This window comes from Halobacillus sp. GSS1 (genome assembly GCF_017307035.1).
GTDB classification, from domain to species: Bacteria; Bacillota; Bacilli; order Bacillales; family Halobacillaceae; genus Halobacillus; species Halobacillus litoralis.
Genome location: NZ_JAFLHE010000001.1, coordinates 1001144 through 1021507 on the forward strand (window position 1 = coordinate 1001144; position 20364 = coordinate 1021507).

The window sequence follows — 20364 nt, forward strand, 5'->3', positions numbered from 1 at the left end:
TTCATAAAAAAATTACATTTTCCATCATCTGCAAAATGATAGTTGGAGCTTTTCTTATCATAAGACAAAAACATGATAAAAAGAAGTCTTCACGATTAAAATTTTTTTACAAATTTTATACAATGGAAACATAAAAAAGTTGGAGCTCCAGGCTCCAACTTTTTTATGTATTCTTTTTAACTAAGAAAGCTCCTCCAATGACACCTGCATCATTCCCTAACTCAGCTATACCGAAACTCGATGCTTCCGCCGTTCTTGGTAAGGCATATTTCCGGTACGCTTTTTCAAGGGGGGCCAACAGTAAATCACCTGCTCGGGAGACTCCCCCACCAATCACGATTTTTTCCGGGTTGATCGCAATCGCCATGTTCGCAATCGCCATTCCAAGGACATCGGTAATCTCCGAAATCACTCTACTTGCCGCCTCATCACCAGATTCTGATGCTTCGAATACATCTTTGGAGGTCAATGTTCCCTCATTTATATAAGTGTTCAGTTTAGATTCCGGGTGGTATTCCGCTGCTTCTTTAGCTTTTCTGACAATACCTGTCGCTGAAGAAACAGTCTCAAGACACCCGTTTTTCCCACAGTTACAAGGAGCTCCTCCATCAGGTACAACTGTGACATGGCCAATCTCTGCTGCAGTACCGTTGGCACCATTAAGAATCTGGCCATTTGCAATAATGCCACCACCTACACCTGTACCAAGAGTAACGGCTATGAGCTCTGTGCACCCTTCTCCCGCGCCTAGCCAGTTCTCTCCTAAAGCAGCTAAATTCGCATCGTTATCTACCCATACGGTCATTCCAGTCAATTCTTTGAGAAGGTTACCGAAATCAAAATCTTTCCAACCAATATTCACGGCTTCATGAATATAGCCGGTAGTCGTATCCACAAACCCTGGTGCTCCTGCGCCAATCCCCACAACCATCGACGAGTCAATCGTCTCTTCTTTCAAAGTGTTTGTAATGGACGCTGCGATATCAGAAGGAATCGCTTCTCCCTGATTAGCTGTATTAGTTGGGATCTCCCATTTTTTAACGATTGTTCCATTCTCATCAATAATAGCCAATTTCACAGTAGTTCCACCGATATCTGCACCGATATAGTAATGACTCATTACTTTTCCTCCCCTATTTGACGATCCTTTTGTTTCGCAATTTCACTTCTTAAAAGCAGAATAGCCATTTGAAAGTCTTCAGAAGGCATACATTGAGATTTGTACAACTCCCTTACTTCATCTTCCATCATTTCTAAATCGGCCAACCTGTCGCCTATGTAAATAATCGTTCCGAATTTTTTCAAGTATTGCTGAATATCATAAATCGTTTTCATTTTTCATCACCACCATACATTATACCAATACCTACACAACTTGAAAACGTAAAAACCCCGATCGATCAACGATCAGGGTCATCCGGGTGTAGAAATGCCGGTCTTCGGTTTTTTAAAGGAATCGGGGAGCGAAGTAAAACATCCCTTAACGGTTTCCATGAAAAAGGTAAGAACGGCCATAAGTACGGTGTTTTGAAAGACTTCATGCTGGAAATATAGAGGAGCCAGAGGGTCACTCCCAGTACATATCCTTTTAATCCAAATAATCCTGTGACAAGAAGAAGCACAAGCCTTGTTATTCGATCGGCTAGTCCTAATTCGTAACTCGGTGTAGCAAACGTACCTATAGCTGCAAGGGCTAAATACAAGACCACTTCACTTGAGAACATACCAACCTCAACAGCCACTTGACCAATCAATATGGCAGCTACTAACCCAAGAGCTGTTCCCAGGGTAGATGGGGTATGGATGGCTGCCATACGCAGCATGTCTATACCTACTTCGGCAATCAAAAACTGGACGATGAGCGGCAAGGTTCCCGTGTCGGTGGGTCCAATGAATGCAAGAGCTTCTGGAAGCAAATCCGGTCTCTTAGAGAAAAGAAAATACAGAGGAAGAATAAAAATGGATGCAAAGAAACCAAAAAATCGAACGGCACGTAAATACGCACCTACCAACGGTTTCTGACGATATTCTTCTGCGTGTTGTAAGTGATGCCAAAAAGTTGATGGAGTAATCATGACACTCGGTGATCCATCTATAATGACGAGAATATGCCCTTCATACAGGTGGGCAGCTGCCGTATCAGGACGTTCTGTGTAACGGATAACTGGATAGGGGTTCCAGTAACGACCGCTGATATATTCATCAATGGTCTTTTCTGCCATCGGAAGCGCATCCGTATCAATATCCTGCAATACGTTCTTCAATTCTTCGACACGGTCTGAGTCTGCAATATCTTTAATATAGCAAATACACACATCCGTTAAAGACCGGCGGCCGACTTGCAAATATTCCATTCTCAAAGAACGGTCTCTAATCCTTCTCCTCGTCAAAGCCGTATTGAAGATAATGGTCTCTACAAAACCATCCCTCGATCCTCTCACTACTCTCTCAAGATCAGGTTCCTGAAGCCCGCGAACAGGATAAGTACGTGCGTCAATCATAATGATCTCATCGACGCCTTCAACAACTAATGCTGTTGGACCTGCCAATACCCAATCTGCCGCTGCATTCAAATCTTTTTTCTTCTCTAACTCTACATAAGGAAGATGGGTTTTTAATAATTTTTCAAGGGGGTCCGGTTCCAGTTGATCAGGATCCAGCCTAGAGAGAAGCTTCATTAAATAGTGAAGAATATCATCTTTTACGAAACCATCTACAAGAAATAAGGACATCCCTCGTCCAGCGTAAACTAGGTCAAGATGAACCATGTCAAAACTTTCTTCTACTCCGAGCCGATCTTTGAGATACGATACATTTTTTTCATAACTATCAAATAAGCGTTGTTCTTCCAAAACGCATCCTCCTCTTAACCTTCTGGACATAGTTTCTTCCAAATTCATTTATTCATACACTAAGGGAAGAGAGAGGATTATACGCATGTCCATGGTAAATGGAACATATCTTGAAATATAAATCACCTATGCAGAGAGGATGTATGAGGAGATGATGGTTTGAGAAAAGTGTGGGTACAATGGGTACTTGGTCCTTTGGCCTTAGCCATATTTATTGCAATCTATACTCAATACTTTAATGAAGAAGCAGTCATCAAATATTTCCCATTAGATGACAGAAGTGAATTTCAATCTTATGGAACATCCTTGGATTTTGCTTACCAAGAAGATGAGGACGAATATGAAATCCTATGGAATATGTTTTCTGAAAGTGATAAAGCCATGTACTTGAGACAGGACGTCTCCCTTTTATATGTAAACGGGCGACTAAAAGGCGTGGTGAGCAAGTGGGAGGAAAATACATCAGAAATTAAGAAAGAAACGTCCTTACACGGGGAGGATAGTCAAAAATATCAGGCGATCTCTTTCCATCATGGAGAAATTCATGAGGAGAGTGGTCCGATTAAAAGCATCCAGGCAAGTTCAAAGGACGAGCTTTATGTCATTGATTCCCCTCACTCCAAGCGGACCGCATTCAAAGAACCAGCAAATCAAGAGGAGGAGGAGTGGAAAAATAGACTGGACCACTCCATTCAGCAACAACTGGAAGTTCAATGGGAAGAGTTGCTGACGCACTATGGCATAAACAAAGAAGACTACACACTTGTACCTTTGACTGACCTCGCAGACTACAAAGACAAGCCCTTACCTGGAACGAATGAAGATGACTCTGAACGAATAAAAGGACAGCTATGGGAAGGTTTATATAAAAACTATGTGCTGGGCATCAGCGACACAAAATCTTCCCACCCGATTCAGAGCTATATTCCACTCATTCTTTTTGATAAAAAAGGGAAGCATTTGATCGTCCTTTATGAGGATGATACCGGAAAAAAACATCGGCTCATTCAGTCCTATTAACGGAGACTGTTGTTTAGTTCTTTAAAATCCTTTTGATCGGGATTAAGGTCAGCGGCTTGTTCTGCATGGTCAGCCGCTTTCTCTTCTTCACCGTCCTGCTGGTATAATAGCGCTAAATTATAATGTGCCTCTGCCATCTCAGGGGAAAGTTCCAAAACACGAAGCAAATCTTTCTTTGCTGCACTGGTCTCACCTTTTTTTAAATACGCAAAAGATCGATTAAAAAGAAGCGCAGCCTCATATTCACCAGGTTCTTCCAAAGCTGAACTAGTGATTTCAATTACTTCGTCATAGGCACCTGATTGATTTAGTTCCTGCGTCTCCTGTACCTCACTAAAACCGTTCCCGCTATTGAACAGTCCCATATAACCTGTTAATGCCATACCTGAGATAAGTAATAAATAGGCAATAAGAGCAGTCAGCTGTTTTAAACCATTCTTCTGTTTAGGCATACGGACCACCGCAGTTGCAATAAAACCGCCGACCATTCCACCGATATGGGCTCCATTATCAATTTGTGGAACGAGCAGCCCGAATGAGATATTAAGAAGAACGATAAAAATGAGATTCCATCCCATTGTTCGAAAAAACAACTGTTTATGCTGGACACCAAAAAACAAGAGAGCCCCGAACAACCCGAAAATGGCACCTGATGCTCCAGCCGCTACATGAGGATTCAGCATAAAACTCGCCACACCGCCAAATAAACCTGAAAGTAAATAGATCCATGTGAAACGTCGAGTTCCATACAATTTCTCAACGGCCGTACCTAAGTAGTAAAGGGCGAACATATTCATGAATAGATGAAGAAACCCTATGTGAAGAAACATAGAAGTAGCGATTCGCCACCATTCCCCATCCATAATGGCGGGGTTGAATTTTGCGCCGTACTGTATAAGGGTTTCCACCGAAGTACTATCACCCACCCATTCAATGTAAAGAAAAATCAATACATTGACAGCAAGTAAAAAGTAGGTCATTCGAGGTTTGCCATAATCGAAGATTGACATGACTTGTTTTCTTTGATCTTGTTGTTTCTTAACAAGCTGATGCTTCAAGTAGGGGAGCATGGCCTCCATTTCGCTTTCACTCACGTGTTGATCAATGAGAGGTTCATCTAATTCAAAAGCATCGTAAAGTTTTTTCTTCTCTCTAGTTTTGTTTTCATTATCCATATAGTAAAGGAATATGGGATTTTTTTGTGAAGCGATATCTTTTTCAGCATTTTCCCACTCTTCCACAGGAGGGTGTTCTGAAACATACACTACATGGAACTGAACTTTTCCGCCACGGAATAATTTTTTATTTTGAGATAACTGGCGATACGCTTTTTCAAGGTCCCTACGCAGCTCATTTTTCCAATTGATTTGTTTATGTGTTAAGCGGATGACATGGGTCTGCCAATCCTGCTCCTTCTCAAGCCATATTTCTCCTTGTTCTGTACTCATATTAAGCACTTGAAAATCTTGCGCTACAACAAGGTCATAGGTAAGTTTCCATAAATAATACTCTTGTTCAATAAACACGTTGCACCCCCTCAATTACACCTTCATCATATCATGTCCTTTTGTTAAGGAGCTAACTGAAAGCATTGAAAAAAGCCGTCAGGAAGATACCCTGACAGCTTATTATATTCATAGCCCACGAAACATTTGTGAAAGAAATTTTTGGCGAATCCAAGGAATGTTCATGGACAAACGAACAAGAAGCTTACGAAGAAAAGGAACCTTCGTAACAATGTCCAACGCTTTGTACCGGTATTTATAAACCGTTGCTGCAACCGAGCCGATGATCATGACCCATCTGAAAAATTGACGCATCTCATCCACCTCTTCTTTAATTAGGTGAACTTATTTTTCGCTTGGGTCGTCGTCCTTATACACATAGTTATGAACAACAGGTTCCATTGCCTCTTTCAATAAGGAAGCAGACGCGTGAAACTTTTTCATTTCACCTTGATCAAGGTCCAATTCAATGATTTCTTGAATCCCTTTACGATTTACAATCGCAGGCACACCTATATAAAGATCATCCATGCCATACTGCCCCTGTAGATAACCAGAGACTGTTAAAACTGCATTCTCATTATGAAGAATCGCTTTTGTTAATCGCACAAGCCCCATGGCAATCCCATAATGAGTCGCCCCTTTGCGGGCGATAATATGATAGGCAGCATCTCTGACTTGTTCAAAAATACCTTCAAGGTCACTTTCATCATACAAATCAGGATGATCTTTAATACGGTCGAAAACAGAGCGTCCAGCTACATTTGCGTGACTCCAAACCGGCAGTTCAGAGTCTCCGTGTTCCCCCATAATATACGCATGCACATTACGTGTATCTATATCGAAATATTCACTTAGTTTGAAACGAAGTCGGGCTGTATCCAGAATCGTCCCTGATCCAATGACACGTTCAGCAGGAAGACCGGAAAACTTCCAAGTCATATAGGTCAGAATATCAACTGGGTTGGTTGCTACAAGGAAAATACCATCGAAACCACTCTCCATAACAGAGCCAACAATGGATTTGAATATAGCCGTGTTTTTTTCAAGCAAATCCAACCTTGTTTCCCCAGGTTTCTGATTCGCTCCTGCCGTAATAACGACTAGGTCAGCGCTTTCACAATCGGCATAATCCCCAAACCATATCTTCTTGTTTGAGGGGGCAAAGGCGAGACCATGATTCAGATCCATCGCATCGCCTTCAGACTTCTCTTTGTTCAAATCAATCATAACCAATTCATCCGCAACACCCTGGTTCAATAAAGCAAACGCATAACTCGAACCCACCGCACCTGTACCGATTAATGCTACTCGATTTACATGTTCCAATCTAATCCCTCCTCAATTAATCTAACCCTATTATAACTTATAACTTTGCTCACAATTTCACAATGAATGAATGTTTTGTGAAATCTTTAGAACTAAAGATGGTATGTACATCGAATTCCGCTTTCTGTAAGCACATATTCCACTCTTTGATCGAATTCTTCAATAGGAAGTGGCGAGTATTTTTGTCGATTGGAAGCAATCATTAATGTTTTCCCACGAAAGCCTTCAATGAATCGATCAAAATATCCTCCTCCGTACCCTATTCTGTATCCTTTTTCATCAAATAACAGACCTGGTACAAGAAGAAGATCCATATCATTTTTCTCCACTAGTGCTGAGCTCTCAGGCTTGGGTTCCCTTAAACCAAAATAGACTCTCTCTAACTGATCATACTTCTCCAAATGATAAAAATCCATCTCTCGATTCTGAGGAATACATTTGGGTACGACCATTTTCTTGCCGGTCCGCCATCCTTCCTCAATAATAGGCTCTGTAGACCATTCATGCGTTTGAGATAATGTAACCCCAACGACCTCAGCATTCTTCCATAGTTCGCTTTTGAACAACGTCTCATGCATTTTTGCTTCTAGTTGGAGCCTATCTTTTACACTTATCTCCTGAAGAATCTTTCTTCCTTTAAACCTCAGTTCATTCTTTTCCAACCCAACACCTCCCCTTCTGCTTACATATATTGTTTAATAACAAATATGCTCACGAGTAGCATTTGGATATAAAAAAAACAGTAGGAAATAATCCTACTGCTTACTTTGTTTCACGGTGAAGCGTGTGCTTCCCTACGCGTGGGCTATATTTCATAAGCTCTAGACGCTCTGGGTTTTTACGCTTGTTTTTTGTGCTAATATAATTGCGGTCACCAGTTTCGGTGCATGCAAGTGTAATGTTTACGCGCATTATTATTCCTCCTAATCATAAAAGCTATTCACTGTCTCATTCACATTATCAGACTAATTCATAATACCAAAAACGATTGGACCTTTCAAGTAGTTATTCAGCTAAAAACGGTGAAATATCCCATAGCCACGCATCTGAATCTATGATATAAATAAATGTGGACAACCAAAGGAGTGATACAGCTTGATTTATGTGATTGGTACATTGGCTGCTGTTGCCCTTGGTCTTTTTATTCTTTCATACTTTATGAATGACAGGATGAAAGAACTTGAAAACCAAGTCGAACAGGTCAATATGACAATGATGCAAAGCAACTACCAGCTAAAAAAGAAAATGAAGGTTTTAGAAGAAGAGCTTCTGGCTGAAGATTTAACCCAGGAAATCATGAAACAACCTCTGAAGAAAAAAGAAGCTCCCCGTAGCCTTCCCTTAGTAGATACGGTTCTATCCATGTATCAAAAGGGATATAAAACTCATTACATAGCAAAACAGACGAATTTGAGTGAGTATGATGTTCAGTCGATGATTCAACAGCAAAAAACTGGCGGTGTTCAGTCATGAAACATTGGATACGCTCCTATTCCCTGGGCTTACTTACAGCGGTAATTGTATTTGCTATATCCTACTGGAATATAGAAGCCACTTCCTCTACAGCCGGAGAAAAAGAGTACACAGCGGATGAAATGATTGAAAAGCTCCAAAATGAAGGATATCGAACATTAACTAAGGACGAGTGGAAAGCCCTTAAGGAAAGTGACAACAAAGAGTCATCCACACCCACCCCTGTTGAAGAGCCTGTAACAACCTTTTCTATTGACATCGTCTCAGGCACTACAACGGATGATATCAGTGAAAAATTGATTCAGGCCAATATCATAAAAGATGCAAACGAATTTGAATCCTTCATGAAAGATAATGACTACAGCCGCTACATTCAGATTGGTCAGGCTACACTAAATTCAGGAATGTCACATCAGGAAATCGCTGAAGCTATAACATCCAAATAAAAAAGCCGCATTATAGCGGCTTTTTTTCTTTTTTAAAGAAAAATGTTCCAACATAACCTTGAGGGTATGGAGTGAAAAATAAATCCTCCTGAGATAAAATTAGCAAACGCATATCTGGAATAATAAAGAAAAATGACTTCCAAACTAAAAAGCATGAATCGAAGCAATCGATTCATGCTTTTTGTTTCTACTATTTGTTCAAATCATACGTTCTACCCTTCACCAGATAGAAGATACTTTCGCCGATGTTCGTTATATGATCAGCAAAACGCTCAATATATCTGGCTATATAAGCCATCTGCATGATGTGCTGGATCTGCTGTGGATTTATTGCCGTCAATTCCAGCATTTCCTTTACAATCGAACCATACTTTTTATCTACAACATCATCCATCTCAGCCAGCTTATTCGCTAACGAAATATCTTCATACTCGAAAGATTTAATGGCCAGGTCTACCATATCCATAGCCAGGACAGCCATTTCACGCAACTCGGGATCTATTTCAATCCCATGGTGCTCACCTAAGTGAATCGTTGCCTTCGCAATATTGGTCGAATGATCAGCCATACGTTCAAGATCACTGGAAATTTTAATAGAAATGATGATCCTTCTTAAATCCCTCGCTACCGGCTGTTGCTTCGCCAGCATCAAAATAGCATCATCGTTTATCTTTTCTTCCTTACGATCGATGACTGCGTCATCTTCCAAGATTTTTTTTGCAGCCTCTACATCTCCTTGATATAGGACATGGATTGCTTGGTCAAGTGAATCTTTTACATCATGAGCTAGCTCTTTAATTTGTTTCTTTAAGTCTTCGAGTTCTTCTTCAAAATGAATACGGATTGACATGGAATATCCCCCCTGAAAATTAGCCGAAGCGTCCAGTAATATAGTCTTCTGTTCGCTTATCGTGAGGGTTTTGGAACAAGTTATCAGTGTCAGCGAACTCTATTAATTCTCCATTTAGGAAAAAGGCTGTTTTATCTGAAATACGCGCGGCCTGTTGCATATTGTGTGTCACGATAATAATACTGTATTTTTCTTTCAACTCCTGAACAAGCTCTTCTACTTTCGCCGTAGAAATCGGGTCTAAGGCTGAAGTCGGCTCGTCCATCAAGATAACATCAGGTTCAACTGCTAAAGCACGGGCGATACAAACACGCTGCTGCTGTCCACCAGATAGACTGTAGGCATTTTCATTTAGACGATCTTTCAGCTCATCCCAAATCGCCGCATCTCTTAAACTTTTCTCTACAATTTGATCCAATACTTCTTTCTTTTTAATTCCATGGATTCTTGGTCCGTATGCTACATTATCATAGACACTCTTAGGAAATGGGTTAGGTTTTTGGAACACCATTCCTACCTTTGTGCGAAGGTATTCTTCTTTATATTTACTGCTGAAGATCTCCTGATCACGATACTTAATGGATCCGGAAGTCTTTACAATTGGAACCATTTCCACCATGCGGTTTAATGTTTTCAAGAACGTCGATTTTCCGCACCCGGAAGGTCCGATAATCGCAGTCACCTGCTTCTCTGGTACCTCCATACTCACTTCATATAAAGCCTGGTCTGAGCCATACCATAAGTTCAAGTCATTCACTTCGATAATGCTATTTGTTTTCTCTTTTTTAATTCCCTCTTTTTTAACCTCAGGCTTCGCTGTTCCCTGGTTTACCTTTTTATTTGTTTTCTCTTCCATTACTTTATTCATATTGAAACCCTCCTCATCCTAATTAAAGACGACGTTGATATTTGTTTCTGATCAAAACAGCAATTGAATTCATGAGTAGCAAAACGGCTAAAAGAACAATAATTCCTGCTCCTGCAACAAACTGCCATTCTTCCTGTGGTCTTCCTGTCCAGTTGTAAATCTGAATCGGCATGACGGTATATTTAGCCAGCAATGAGTCAGGTAAGGTGTAAATGGCAGTGGCCGCACCTACGATAATTAAGGGTGCAGTCTCACCAATGGCCCGGGACAAAGCGATAATGGCACCGGTAAGAATCCCCGGAATAGCTGCAGGAAGAATAACCCGGGCAATGGTTTGCCATTTGGAGGCTCCCATACCATAAGATGCTTCCTTAATTTCAGCTGGTACCGATCGGACTGCTTCTTGAGCAGCTACTACAATGACTGGAAGAATCAACAACGCCATTGTTAATCCACCTGCAATGAGAGTATAACCAAAATTAAACATATAAACAAAGAAAGTTAATCCTAATAGTCCGAACACAATAGAAGGTACACCAGCTAAGTTTTGAATGTTCACTCTGATAAAGTCCGTGAATTTATTTTTAGGTGCGTACTCTTCCAAATAAATGGCTGTTGCAACCCCGATGATGACGGCGAATATTGCAACAATAATCATTAAGAAAATGGATCCGATTAATCCGGCATAAATACCAGCTTCCTCTGGATATGGTGCTGGGAAATTCAAAATATAATCAAGACTTAAATAACCAATTCCTTGAGTCAATACACGATAAAAAAGTAAGACTAGAAAGACTAATCCCACTGCAGTAGCCAGACCGAACAAAACCATGAGGATTTTGTTGATGGCTACTCTCCCTTCCATACGTTTCTTAATATTTTGTTCATTTTGACCAAGCATCAATATTCCTCCCTGAACTTACGAGAAATGTACTGTGCAATAAGGTTCATGACGAGTGTAAAGACAAACAATGTCATTCCTACTGCATACAAACTGTAGTAAATAGTAGATCCGAAAGTGGTATCCCCTGTTGCTGCCTGCACAATGAAAGCAGTCATGGTTTGAATCGATTCTGTCGGATTGAAGGTTAGGTTAGGTGTAGCCCCTGCTGCGATCGTTACAATCATTGTTTCTCCGATGGCTCTTGAAATTGCAAGAACGATGGATGCGATAATTCCAGAAAGTGCGGCAGGTAAGACCACCTTAAATACAACTTCCAGTTTTGTTGCACCTAATCCGTAAGCTCCTTCCCGTAAAGCGTTTGGAACAGAGTTCATAGCATCTTCTGAAAGAGATGCCACCATAGGAATAATCATAATACCGACAACGAACCCACCACTAAGGGCGTTAAAAATTCCTAAATCAGGAATGAAAGATTGGAACATTGGTGTGATGAACGTCAAAGCAAAATAACCATAAACGACAGTCGGAATACCTGCTAAAACTTCAAGCACAGGTTTAATAACACGCCTTACTTTATCATTTGCATATTCACTCAAAAATATGGCAGACATAAGTCCCAATGGTACAGCTACCAGCGTAGCAATCAAAGTGATGAGTAACGTACCACCAATCAATGGAGCGACTCCATACTCACCAGACCAAGGTGACCAGCTTGTACCTGTATAAAAATCAACTAAAGACACATTGGAAAAGAAGCCAATAGACTCTCTCAACAAAGTAAACAATATCCCTACAGTTGTTAGAACACTAACTGCAGCACAAAGAAGCAAGAAAAAAGGAATGATTTTCTCTATTCTTTCCCCAAGACTTTTCTTCTTCTTATTCCTTTCGATCATTTGTTGGACGTCAATCATTTTTCCCTCTGATTGTAACCCCTTGTCCATGTTAAAATCTCCTCTCATCCATAAGGCAAGGTGAGACCCCAAATCAAGTCTCACCTTCCTTGTTAGGTTTTCAAATCAATTACTCTGCCCAGCTTTTCGCTGTTTCAAGTTGTTCTTGATACTTGTCTTCAGGAAGAGCTACATACCCTACTTCTTCAGCAGCTTTTCCAGCATTGTTCAATGTGTATTCTACGAAATCACGTACTTGTGCTTTTTCTTTATACGCATTCACGTTTACATAAGTGAATAGTGGACGGGATAGTGGTGTGTAAGAACCGTCTTGGATCGTTTCAGGACCTGGTTTTACAGCTTCGTTTCCACCTTCAGAAATTCCAAGAACTTTCAATACATCTTCGTTTTCAGCATAGTAAGCATATCCGAAGAATCCGATCGCATTTGGATCATTTTCAATACCACGTACGAGTACGTTGTCATCTTCAGAAAGTGTTGTATTTGATCCTTCTTTCATTGGCTCTTCTTCAAGGATTACCTCGTTGAAGTAGTCAAATGTACCGGAATCATGTCCTGGGCTGAAGATTTTGATTTCTTCTTCAGGCCATTCTGGATTAATATCAGACCACATTTTAGCGTCAGAAGATTCAAGGAAGATTTGCTTCAATTGATCAATTGTCAATTCTTCAACGAAATCATTTTTCTGGCTAACTACAACAGAAAGACCATCATACGCAAGTTCTAGTTCTTCTAATTGAATGCCGTTTTCTTCAGCAGTTGCCTTTTCTTCTTCTTTGATAGGACGAGAAGCGTTACTTAGATCAATTTCACCAACTGTAGATTTTTTGAATCCACCGCCGGAACCGGAAGAGTTAACTGTCACATTCACATCAGGGTTTTCCTGGTTGTATGTGTAAGTCAAGTTTTCCATGATCGGGAATACAGTAGAAGAACCATCAATAGCGATTGGTCCAGATACTTCTTCAGAACCTTCTTCTGAGTTGTTGCCTTCTTCAGCTGCTGGTTCCTCTTCGGATCCTCCGCATGCAGCAAGTACTCCCAGCACTAGAATGAACATTAGCATTAGTGCTAAACTTTTAAAGTTTTTCATTTCTTTCTCCCCCTATTTTTGTGGAAATGTTTTGTGTCTGGCTGCTTGGCCAACTCACATTTTATATACTAACGAGAGAGTTTTAATGACATATGAACCAAACGTAAAGGTTTTGTAAATTGGCGATTTTTGTTGAATAAACACCCTTATATTTGTATCTCCCACATGATTTTCTCGTTCATATATAAAAAAAGAGTGATACTTGTCGTATCACTCCTCAGTTTCTGCTTTTTCATCTGAATTATTCGTTTGTATTCCGTTTTCCTTACGTTCCTCTTTCAATTCAAAATACGCTTGGCCAATCCGAGCACCAATGTTATTACTTATATTAAATGTGCTTGATGCCTCTTCTCCTAAATAAGGAGAGACAATGGAAAATGCAATCTCCGGATCATTGGAAGGTGCATATCCAACCAAGGTTTTATTTAAAAGATTCTTATAGGTTGTTCTTTCACCATTTTCATCAAACTCCGCTTTAAATGATTGTGCTGTTCCTGTTTTTACAGCCATATTGTATTTTGCATAAGGTTCTTTAGAGAACACATGACTGGCTGTACCCTGATTCGTTTGAGCGACTTGTCTGAACCCTTCCTGGACTCTTTCAATATATGATTGGTCCATTTCAATTTGATTCAATACCTGCGGGCTGTAATCTTTATACAAAGGACCTAATCCAGGTTCAAGTGACGGCTCATGAATACTCTTCACCAATCTAGGCTGCATGCGGTCACCACCGTTTGCTATGGTGGATACATATTGATTTAACTGCATCGGTGTATAGGTGCTGAATTGGCCGATGGAAAAGTCCAAGATGTGTCCAGGATTCTGTGGTTCGCCTGTAACCCCTAAGCCTTCATACGGAAAATCAATGCCCGTTTTAGCACCAAGTCCGAGCTGGTTAAAATTATAAATGAATTTGTCAAACGTGCCTTCTCTTAGTGATAAGGAGTTCATATCATAATTATTACTGTACTCCCCTCCCAAATACATCGCAAGGAAGTACATATATACGTTCGATGATTGTTGAAGAGCTGCAATATCATTGACTGTACCTATATTAGACGTATACGAACCTTTTTGCTCTCCAGCAATTGTGATAGGTCTATCATTGATCCAAGTATTAGGTGTCACTGCTCCTTCATGTAATCCAGTCAGAACAGTCGCTCCTTTTACTACCGAACCAGGCATATAGGAATTATAAAGCGCCTGATGGGACGTGTCGGAAAATCTTGATTCTCCTTCTTCAGGGGTTCTATTATAGGTTTGACCTGTAATAGCCAAAATTTCACCTGTTTTTGGATCAGAAACGACTGCAACCGCATTTTCTAAGTGTCTATTTGCCCCAGGAGCCTCGCGAATCGCAGTTTCCAGCTCCTCCTGAACAATCTTATTCACTCTTTCCTGTAACTCCATATCTATCGTGAGAACGAGGTCTTTTCCTTTCTGCCCCTCACGGATAACCCTTGAATCAATGACTTGGTTATTCTTATCGGTTTCATATTGCACTTTTTCTTTCGTGCCCCTCAGAACATCCTCATACTCTTGCTCAAGCCCGCTTGTTCCTACACGGTCATTACGGCTGTAATCCAGCGACATGAAATAATCCAGTTTATCTCTCGGTACACCCTGTTCTTTCGAAGTAATGCTTCCGATATAGCTGCGGAAAGTAGAATCGTACGGATATGTACGCTCCCAATCTGATGTTACGTTAATTCCCGGCAACTCAGCTAAGTGCTCAGCTACTACAGAATATTCCCTTTCAGATATATCAGCATTCTTCAAAACGTGAGGAGCTAGAGCATAGGCTTTATCTAGTTCCTTCTTAATTGCTATGATTTCTTTCGTTTGGTTATCATAGCCAGCAATTTCGTCTTTTTTAATGCTATCTAATTGAAGCTGATAGACTTCACCATTACCCAAATTAGATGTGTCTTCATTTTCAATACGTGCAGTGACTTCTTCCTGGTTTTGAAGGAAGAAATATTCCTTCAAATCTCTATCCGTTAACTTCCCTTCAAATTCCATATCTATATACTTAGATATTTCTTCTGCTAATTGCAGCTTGTCTTTTGGCTGCACACCTTTTGGAGGGGTGTAGGTAATCGAATACAATGGCTGGTTATCAACCACTACACGTCCATACCGATCATACATTTCTCCCCTTGGAACAGGTATGCTAGTCGTTGTGTTTTCTGTGCGGTCAATTTCCTCCTGGGCCTCTTCCCCGTTAAGAATTTGAACGACCCCGAGTTGTAGTATGATCCCGGCAAAAATAAGGAATACAACAAAAAACACCACGTTCAATCGGAAAGAAAGGTGTGACTTGTGCTTATTTTTGTTTTTATGCTTCTTCCCCATGAACTCCTCTCCTTCTTATCATGCTCCATTCATTATAGCATTTTTTATGTGCCATAGAATAGACGAAGCTCATGGGTTATTGGTTTCAATTATGTGTCGATTCCTTGCACTGTGTGTCAATACCCTTAACAAAGAAATAGATGAAGAAATGTCCCCCGCCGACAAGTAACAAAATATACGGTATGCCTGTTTCTGGTGGGATGAAAGTAATCGCAAAAAGAAAAATCACAATCGATAAAACTCTTCCGAAATTCAGAAAGATCTCCCGCACAACAATATATTCAATCCTCATTTCGGCAGCATTCCATGATTTCCCTATCACATCATAGGTCAAAGATATATAAGGCACATAGAGCATAGGAAAGAAAACCCCTGCAACTCCTGCATAGATAAGCAATAGAGCCATGGTATCACTGAACAGCAGAATCAAGACGCTCAAATATAAAGCCAATCCAGATATGAGGATTGCCTTCTTCCTGCGCCTGGGTTTAACCCAACGACTGACAAGGAAGTAAAAGAGAAAAGAAAAACCGGAATAAACCAGATTAAACACACCTAAAGACAATTCATCTTCAGTCATTAAGAAGATCCAGATAGAGACTGCAAATAAAAAAGTCCCTTCTCGAAATCCCTGCGAAACATGAGCATTTAAAATCCGTCTCCAATTTGAGTTGTTTTTTCTCTCTGTAACGATCCTACGGAAGGAGAAATGACCTTTGGCCTTTCTTCTTGATATCCCGAAACTTACAAGGACAGCAACAATGAACAAGCCGAAAGAAATTGTGAAAATTACGGTATATCCCGTGAAGTTGTTCAATCTGGAAATGATATAACCGGCAAGTAACGGTCCGGTCATTCCTCCAAGAGATTGGAGCACCCCTAGAAACCCATTGAAAAAATCACGGGTATCCGGTTCGGTAATTTCAAAGGTCAATACATTATAGGCAAGCCAATAGAACCCATACCCTACCCCCAATAGTGATCCAAGCATAATATTAAATGTGGCTGCCCGCTCCCCAACAAGCAAAACGGTTAAAAAAAACAAAGAGAGAACGGTCACTCCGGTTCTCAATACGATCACACGATCTATTCGCTTTGCACACTTTCCCGCTATTATGAAAGTTATGGGTTGTAAAACATAAATGGCTAAATTATAAAGAGCTATGTCAATGTAGCTATTGGATTGTTTCCATAAGTATATATTCACAAATGTGCTGGATAAGAATATACCGAGAGAGTATAAGCCTCCAATGAGAAGTAACAGCAATAAATCTTTTGATACATTTTCGTGGCTGAGCCACACACGCAGCTTACTCACCATATCCATGTCTCCTTTGTGTTCACCTTTAGTGTTTTCAGAACAAAAGGAGATATACAAAAAGAGAGGCATGGATTAATATCCATGCCTCTCCGTAATTTTCAATTATTTAGCTGCGTCGAAACGCTTTGCTACTTCATCCCAATTTACAACGTTCCAGAATGCTGAAACGTAGTCAGGACGACGGTTTTGATAGTTCAGGTAATACGCATGCTCCCAAACATCAAGACCTAAAATTGGAGTTTTACCTTCCATAATCGGAGAATCCTGGTTAAGGGTATCGATTACTTCAAGGTCACCATTATTGACTACTAACCAAGCCCAACCAGATCCAAAGCGGCCTTTTGCCGTTTCTTCAAATTTTTCTTTAAACTGGTCCAAACCGCCGAACGTATCATTGATTTTCGTGGCAAGATCGCCTGTTGGCTCACCGCCACCATTTGGAGACATGATTGTCCAGAAAAGGCTGTGGTTTGCGTGGCCTCCACCGTTTCTACGAACCGCTGTGCGGATATCTTCCGGTACAACAGAAAGATTATTGGAAAGAAGCTCTTCCAAAGACTTGTCTTGAAGGTCTGCATGTCCCTCAAGTGCATTGTTAAGCTTTGTCACATATCCGTTGTGGTGCTTCGTATGGTGGATGTTCATTGTTTCCTTATCAATAGTAGGTTCTAGAGCATCATAAGCATAAGGTAGTTCTGGTAGTTCAAATTTAGCCATAATGTAACTCCTCCTTTAAAATAATATGTAAAACAGAAGCATTCCGCTTCACATTTTACATTATCAAACGGAAAATTGATTAGCAAATGTTTTGCATCACGATATTAAGAATTCCCTGAAAAGAAATTTTAAAACATAAAAAAACAATCAAGAAACACTTGATTGTCTAGAAGAGTGGCTCGGGACGGAATCGAACCGCCGACACACGGATTTTCAGTCCGTTGCTCTACCGACTGAGCTACCGAGCCATGATAAACATTCATTTTTATTGTTGATTTGACTCCATATCTCGTTTCAATATATATGGAAATGTTCTGCTCTCATAAGGGTAATTATGTAATATGGCGGAGGAGGAGGGATTCGAACCCCCGCGGGCCGTAAAGCCCCTGGCGGTTTTCAAGACCGCTCCCTTCAGCCAAACTTGGGTACTCCTCCGGAACATGTTGTGGTGGACCCTGCAGGACTCGAACCTGCGACCGATCGGTTATGAGCCGATAGCTCTAACCAGCTGAGCTAAGGGTCCACATGGGGCGGTTGATGGGAATCGAACCCACGAATGCCGGAACCACAATCCGGTGCGTTAACCACTTCGCCACAACCGCCACGTTTTTATTTATGTATATATGGTGGCGGTGGAGGGAATCGAACCCACGACCTCACGGGTATGAACCGTACGCTCTAGCCAGCTGAGCTACACCGCCAATTAGTATCGCTTATGAGCGACTTAAATAATATAACATTTATATATGTATGCGTCAACTGTTTTTTCTCTTTCAAATCAGCGACAAAAATAATATATCACGCCCTCCCTTTCCTTTCAAGAGTTTTTTTAATAAAAGTATGGAATTGAATAGACTTTCACATAAACTTCTTTTGCACTGGACTGAGTTTCGGGATATTTGAATGGGATTAGACACTGCAGGAAAAGAAGTTTTTCTCCGGGATAAATTAAAATATTTCTATCTGATCTAAGGTCTGGGCAATGATTTATAGAGCTTTTTGACAGTTACCGTCATCATATATCACTTATTTTCAACAAAAAAAGGCGGCTGTAAAAGCCGCCTTTCTCCATTATAGACTTTCTTTTTCTCCTAATACTTCTTCAGCAATGTTCACGGCATGGTCACCGATACGTTCCAAGTTGCTGATCATGTCTACAAATACAATTCCTGCTTGTCCTGTACATACACCTTCATTCAAACGAATGATGTGTTTCTTACGATAACTTCGTTCCATGCGATCCAATTCATTCTCTTTTTGGACAACGGCCAATGCTTCTTCACGGCTCATCGTTTCAAGAGATCTTGTTGCCTGCTTAACGGTCATTAACGTAAGGTCAAACATTGTATTCAAATCCTCGATAGCTTGAGGAGTAAGGTTCACTTTATTGGAGTTCTTATAGTCAATCAATTCAATGATATTCTCGAAGTGGTCACCTATCCGTTCTAAGTCTCTGACAGAATCCATTAGTGCGGAATGCTTATGACTCTCCTCATCTGAAAGAGAAGCTTGAGATAGATCAACCAGATAATCCGTTATTTTGCGATCAAGGTTGTTCAAAGCATCTTCAATTTGCATAGCCAGTTCAGAATGCTTCTGTTGTTTATTGTTCAAATATAGGCTTGTTTCTTCAAGGCCTTTATAAGCATATTCACCCATTCGTACAACTTCTTCTTTTGCTTGATCTAAAGCAAGGGATGGAGATTGCTCAATAAAAATCGGATCTAAATGCTGTGGTTTATGATCAATTTCTGAATCCTGTCCTGGTACCAGTTTAATGACAATCCATGCGAGAACTGCAATGAACGGGAATTGTACAATCGCATTGGCAATGTTGAAAGAGCCGTGAGCAAAGGCAATCGTCATTTCAGGCTCAAGATCCATACTTGTTTGTAACCAATTTACATACTTTTCAAATGGAACTAGGAATATTAAAAATACGGTAGCACCTAATACGTTAAATATAACGTGAGCAAACGCAGCTCGCTTAGCACCGACACTCGCACCGATGGATGCCAAAACAGCCGTAATGGTTGTACCGATGTTATCACCAAACAATACCGGAATCGCTGCTTGTAAATCGACAAGCCCTTCTCCCAGCAACGTCTGCAAAATTCCGATGGTTGCACTGGAACTTTGTACGATTACCGTGAATAAAGTACCTACAATAACACCCAAAATCGGATTATCACTCATGCTCACCGTCAAATCCTGGAAAGCTTGTAATGATCGAAGTGGCTTCACTCCTCCACTCATCACTTCAAGTCCAAAGAACAATGCTCCCAGACCAAAGATGGTCTGACCAAAGTTCGCGACTTTTTTACTTTTGAAAAAGAATAGCAAGAAAGCACCAACAGCAAGGATTGGTAATCCATAAGCTTTAATATCTATACCAATAATAAATGCAGTCATGGTTGTACCAATATTGGCACCCATAATAACACCAATCGCTTGTCTGAATGTCATGAATCCTGCATTGACAAGACCAACCGTTAGTACGGTTGTCGTACTACTACTCTGTACAAGAACTGTAACGACCGTACCCGCAAGAACACCCATAAATGGATTGCTCGTGAAACGGTCTAATAGTTCCCTCAAACGATCTCCCGCTGTACGTTGTAGTCCATCCGCCATATACTTTAAGCCGAATAGAAAGATACCGAGTCCACCGATGAATTCAAATATCATCTGTTGCACATCGATTTCCATGTTCT

The 20364-nt window shown here is 40.6% G+C and carries 20 protein-coding genes and 5 tRNA genes; 3 read left to right on the forward strand and 22 right to left on the reverse strand.

The features are described 5' to 3' along the window. Positions 1-163: 163 nt before the first annotated feature. The 3 genes from J0K78_RS05300 to J0K78_RS05310 form a co-directional block, all read right to left on the reverse strand. Positions 164-1120, reverse strand: coding sequence for an ROK family glucokinase (locus J0K78_RS05300; RefSeq protein ID WP_206945714.1), 957 nt, complete (start codon positions 1118-1120; stop codon positions 164-166). Then, the gene (locus J0K78_RS05305) at positions 1120-1335 is read right to left on the reverse strand and encodes a YqgQ family protein (protein WP_206945715.1); all 216 of its coding nucleotides are present in this window, start codon (positions 1333-1335) and stop codon (positions 1120-1122) included. The genes J0K78_RS05300 and J0K78_RS05305 overlap by 1 nt, the downstream gene beginning before the upstream one ends. A gap of 65 nt (positions 1336-1400) precedes the next feature. After that, a complete protein-coding gene (locus J0K78_RS05310) occupies positions 1401-2882 on the reverse strand; it encodes a spore germination protein (protein ID WP_206945716.1) in 1482 nt (493 codons plus the stop codon). 138 nt (positions 2883-3020) lie between these two features. On the opposite strand from J0K78_RS05310, the gene J0K78_RS05315 reads away from it, so the two are divergent. Next, complete coding sequence (locus tag J0K78_RS05315) at positions 3021-3872, forward strand: hypothetical protein (protein WP_370551075.1); 852 nt, start codon at positions 3021-3023, stop codon at positions 3870-3872. On the opposite strand, the gene J0K78_RS20250 is transcribed toward J0K78_RS05315, so the two are convergent. The 5 genes from J0K78_RS20250 to rpmG all read right to left on the reverse strand — a co-directional run bounded on the left by J0K78_RS20250 (position 3869) and on the right by rpmG (position 7618). Beyond that, positions 3869-5398 carry a rhomboid family intramembrane serine protease gene (locus tag J0K78_RS20250; protein WP_206945718.1) on the reverse strand — a complete coding sequence of 510 codons (1530 nt, stop codon included), beginning with the start codon at positions 5396-5398 and terminating at the stop codon, positions 3869-3871. The two genes, J0K78_RS05315 and J0K78_RS20250, sit on opposite strands and share 4 nt — an antisense overlap. Before the next feature lie 108 nt (positions 5399-5506). Further along, complete coding sequence (locus J0K78_RS05325) at positions 5507-5692, reverse strand: hypothetical protein (protein WP_160915006.1); 186 nt, start codon at positions 5690-5692, stop codon at positions 5507-5509. Between the two features lie 30 nt (positions 5693-5722). After that, a complete protein-coding gene (locus tag J0K78_RS05330; RefSeq protein ID WP_206945719.1) occupies positions 5723-6706 on the reverse strand; it encodes an L-lactate dehydrogenase in 984 nt (327 codons plus the stop codon). A gap of 92 nt (positions 6707-6798) precedes the next feature. After that, positions 6799-7368 (reverse strand): 5-formyltetrahydrofolate cyclo-ligase, encoded by a 570-nt coding sequence (locus J0K78_RS05335; protein ID WP_206945720.1) that lies wholly within the window; start codon positions 7366-7368, stop codon positions 6799-6801. A gap of 100 nt (positions 7369-7468) precedes the next feature. Then, on the reverse strand, positions 7469-7618 hold the full coding sequence (rpmG, locus tag J0K78_RS05340) for a 50S ribosomal protein L33 (RefSeq protein ID WP_035509116.1): 150 nt from the start codon (positions 7616-7618) through the stop codon (positions 7469-7471). 183 nt (positions 7619-7801) lie between these two features. Here rpmG and J0K78_RS20010 point away from each other — a divergent pair, with 183 nt between their 5' ends. Both J0K78_RS20010 and J0K78_RS05350 read left to right on the forward strand, forming a co-directional pair. Further along, a complete protein-coding gene (locus tag J0K78_RS20010) occupies positions 7802-8179 on the forward strand; it encodes a hypothetical protein (protein ID WP_242517696.1) in 378 nt (125 codons plus the stop codon). Then, positions 8176-8625, forward strand: coding sequence for a hypothetical protein (locus tag J0K78_RS05350; protein WP_206945721.1), 450 nt, complete (start codon positions 8176-8178; stop codon positions 8623-8625). The genes J0K78_RS20010 and J0K78_RS05350 overlap by 4 nt, the downstream gene beginning before the upstream one ends. Positions 8626-8815: 190 nt before the next feature. Here J0K78_RS05350 and phoU read toward each other — a convergent pair whose 3' ends face one another. The 14 genes from phoU to J0K78_RS05420 all read right to left on the reverse strand — a co-directional run bounded on the left by phoU (position 8816) and on the right by J0K78_RS05420 (position 20359). Further along, positions 8816-9475, reverse strand: a complete 660-nt coding sequence (gene phoU / locus J0K78_RS05355; protein ID WP_206945722.1) for a phosphate signaling complex protein PhoU — start codon at positions 9473-9475, stop codon at positions 8816-8818. A gap of 19 nt (positions 9476-9494) precedes the next feature. After that, positions 9495-10343, reverse strand: coding sequence for a phosphate ABC transporter ATP-binding protein PstB (gene pstB, locus J0K78_RS05360; protein ID WP_242517697.1), 849 nt, complete (start codon positions 10341-10343; stop codon positions 9495-9497). A 22-nt stretch (positions 10344-10365) separates the two neighbouring features. After that, positions 10366-11244 (reverse strand): phosphate ABC transporter permease PstA, encoded by an 879-nt coding sequence (gene pstA, locus J0K78_RS05365; protein WP_206945723.1) that lies wholly within the window; start codon positions 11242-11244, stop codon positions 10366-10368. After that, the gene (pstC, locus tag J0K78_RS05370) at positions 11244-12191 is read right to left on the reverse strand and encodes a phosphate ABC transporter permease subunit PstC (protein ID WP_206945724.1); all 948 of its coding nucleotides are present in this window, start codon (positions 12189-12191) and stop codon (positions 11244-11246) included. Before pstC ends, pstA begins: the two co-directional genes overlap by 1 nt. A 79-nt stretch (positions 12192-12270) precedes the next feature. Further along, on the reverse strand, positions 12271-13254 hold the full coding sequence (locus J0K78_RS05375) for a PstS family phosphate ABC transporter substrate-binding protein (RefSeq protein WP_206945725.1): 984 nt from the start codon (positions 13252-13254) through the stop codon (positions 12271-12273). Positions 13255-13464: 210 nt separating this feature from the next. Next, positions 13465-15612, reverse strand: a complete 2148-nt coding sequence (locus J0K78_RS05380; protein ID WP_206945726.1) for a peptidoglycan D,D-transpeptidase FtsI family protein — start codon at positions 15610-15612, stop codon at positions 13465-13467. Positions 15613-15697: 85 nt separating this feature from the next. Continuing rightward, on the reverse strand, positions 15698-16933 hold the full coding sequence (locus tag J0K78_RS05385; RefSeq protein ID WP_206945727.1) for an MFS transporter: 1236 nt from the start codon (positions 16931-16933) through the stop codon (positions 15698-15700). Positions 16934-17035: 102 nt separating this feature from the next. Continuing rightward, positions 17036-17650, reverse strand: coding sequence for a superoxide dismutase (locus J0K78_RS05390; protein ID WP_146812835.1), 615 nt, complete (start codon positions 17648-17650; stop codon positions 17036-17038). A 175-nt stretch (positions 17651-17825) separates the two neighbouring features. After that, positions 17826-17898 (reverse strand) — tRNA-Phe (locus J0K78_RS05395). 94 nt (positions 17899-17992) lie between these two features. Then, positions 17993-18085, reverse strand: a tRNA-Ser gene (locus J0K78_RS05400). Positions 18086-18096: 11 nt separating this feature from the next. Beyond that, positions 18097-18173, reverse strand: a tRNA-Ile gene (locus J0K78_RS05405). A 3-nt stretch (positions 18174-18176) separates the two neighbouring features. Next, a tRNA-His gene (locus J0K78_RS05410) sits at positions 18177-18252 on the reverse strand. A gap of 22 nt (positions 18253-18274) precedes the next feature. Then, positions 18275-18351: transfer RNA gene (locus J0K78_RS05415), tRNA-Met, on the reverse strand. A 370-nt stretch (positions 18352-18721) separates the two neighbouring features. After that, positions 18722-20359 (reverse strand): Na/Pi cotransporter family protein, encoded by a 1638-nt coding sequence (locus tag J0K78_RS05420; RefSeq protein WP_206945728.1) that lies wholly within the window; start codon positions 20357-20359, stop codon positions 18722-18724. Positions 20360-20364: the final 5 nt, after the last annotated feature.

Excerpts from the sequence above, each read along its gene's own strand:
- J0K78_RS05380 (WP_206945726.1), bottom strand. The coding sequence starts at position 15,612 with ATGGGGAAGAAGCATAAAAACAAAAATAAGCACAAGTCACACCTTTCT.
- pstC (WP_206945724.1), bottom strand. The coding sequence starts at position 12,191 with ATGGACAAGGGGTTACAATCAGAGGGAAAAATGATTGACGTCCAACAA.
- rpmG (WP_035509116.1), bottom strand. The coding sequence starts at position 7,618 with ATGCGCGTAAACATTACACTTGCATGCACCGAAACTGGTGACCGCAAT.
- phoU (WP_206945722.1), bottom strand. The coding sequence starts at position 9,475 with ATGTCAATCCGTATTCATTTTGAAGAAGAACTCGAAGACTTAAAGAAA.
- J0K78_RS05310 (WP_206945716.1), bottom strand. The coding sequence starts at position 2,882 with ATGTCCAGAAGGTTAAGAGGAGGATGCGTTTTGGAAGAACAACGCTTA.
- J0K78_RS05350 (WP_206945721.1), top strand. The coding sequence starts at position 8,176 with ATGAAACATTGGATACGCTCCTATTCCCTGGGCTTACTTACAGCGGTA.
- J0K78_RS05420 (WP_206945728.1), bottom strand. The coding sequence starts at position 20,359 with ATGGAAATCGATGTGCAACAGATGATATTTGAATTCATCGGTGGACTC.
- J0K78_RS05300 (WP_206945714.1), bottom strand. The coding sequence starts at position 1,120 with ATGAGTCATTACTATATCGGTGCAGATATCGGTGGAACTACTGTGAAA.
- pstA (WP_206945723.1), bottom strand. The coding sequence starts at position 11,244 with ATGCTTGGTCAAAATGAACAAAATATTAAGAAACGTATGGAAGGGAGA.
- pstB (WP_242517697.1), bottom strand. The coding sequence starts at position 10,343 with ATGAATAAAGTAATGGAAGAGAAAACAAATAAAAAGGTAAACCAGGGA.
- J0K78_RS05325 (WP_160915006.1), bottom strand. The coding sequence starts at position 5,692 with ATGCGTCAATTTTTCAGATGGGTCATGATCATCGGCTCGGTTGCAGCA.
- J0K78_RS05375 (WP_206945725.1), bottom strand. The coding sequence starts at position 13,254 with ATGAAAAACTTTAAAAGTTTAGCACTAATGCTAATGTTCATTCTAGTG.
- J0K78_RS05385 (WP_206945727.1), bottom strand. The coding sequence starts at position 16,933 with ATGGTGAGTAAGCTGCGTGTGTGGCTCAGCCACGAAAATGTATCAAAA.
- J0K78_RS05305 (WP_206945715.1), bottom strand. The coding sequence starts at position 1,335 with ATGAAAACGATTTATGATATTCAGCAATACTTGAAAAAATTCGGAACG.
- J0K78_RS05390 (WP_146812835.1), bottom strand. The coding sequence starts at position 17,650 with ATGGCTAAATTTGAACTACCAGAACTACCTTATGCTTATGATGCTCTA.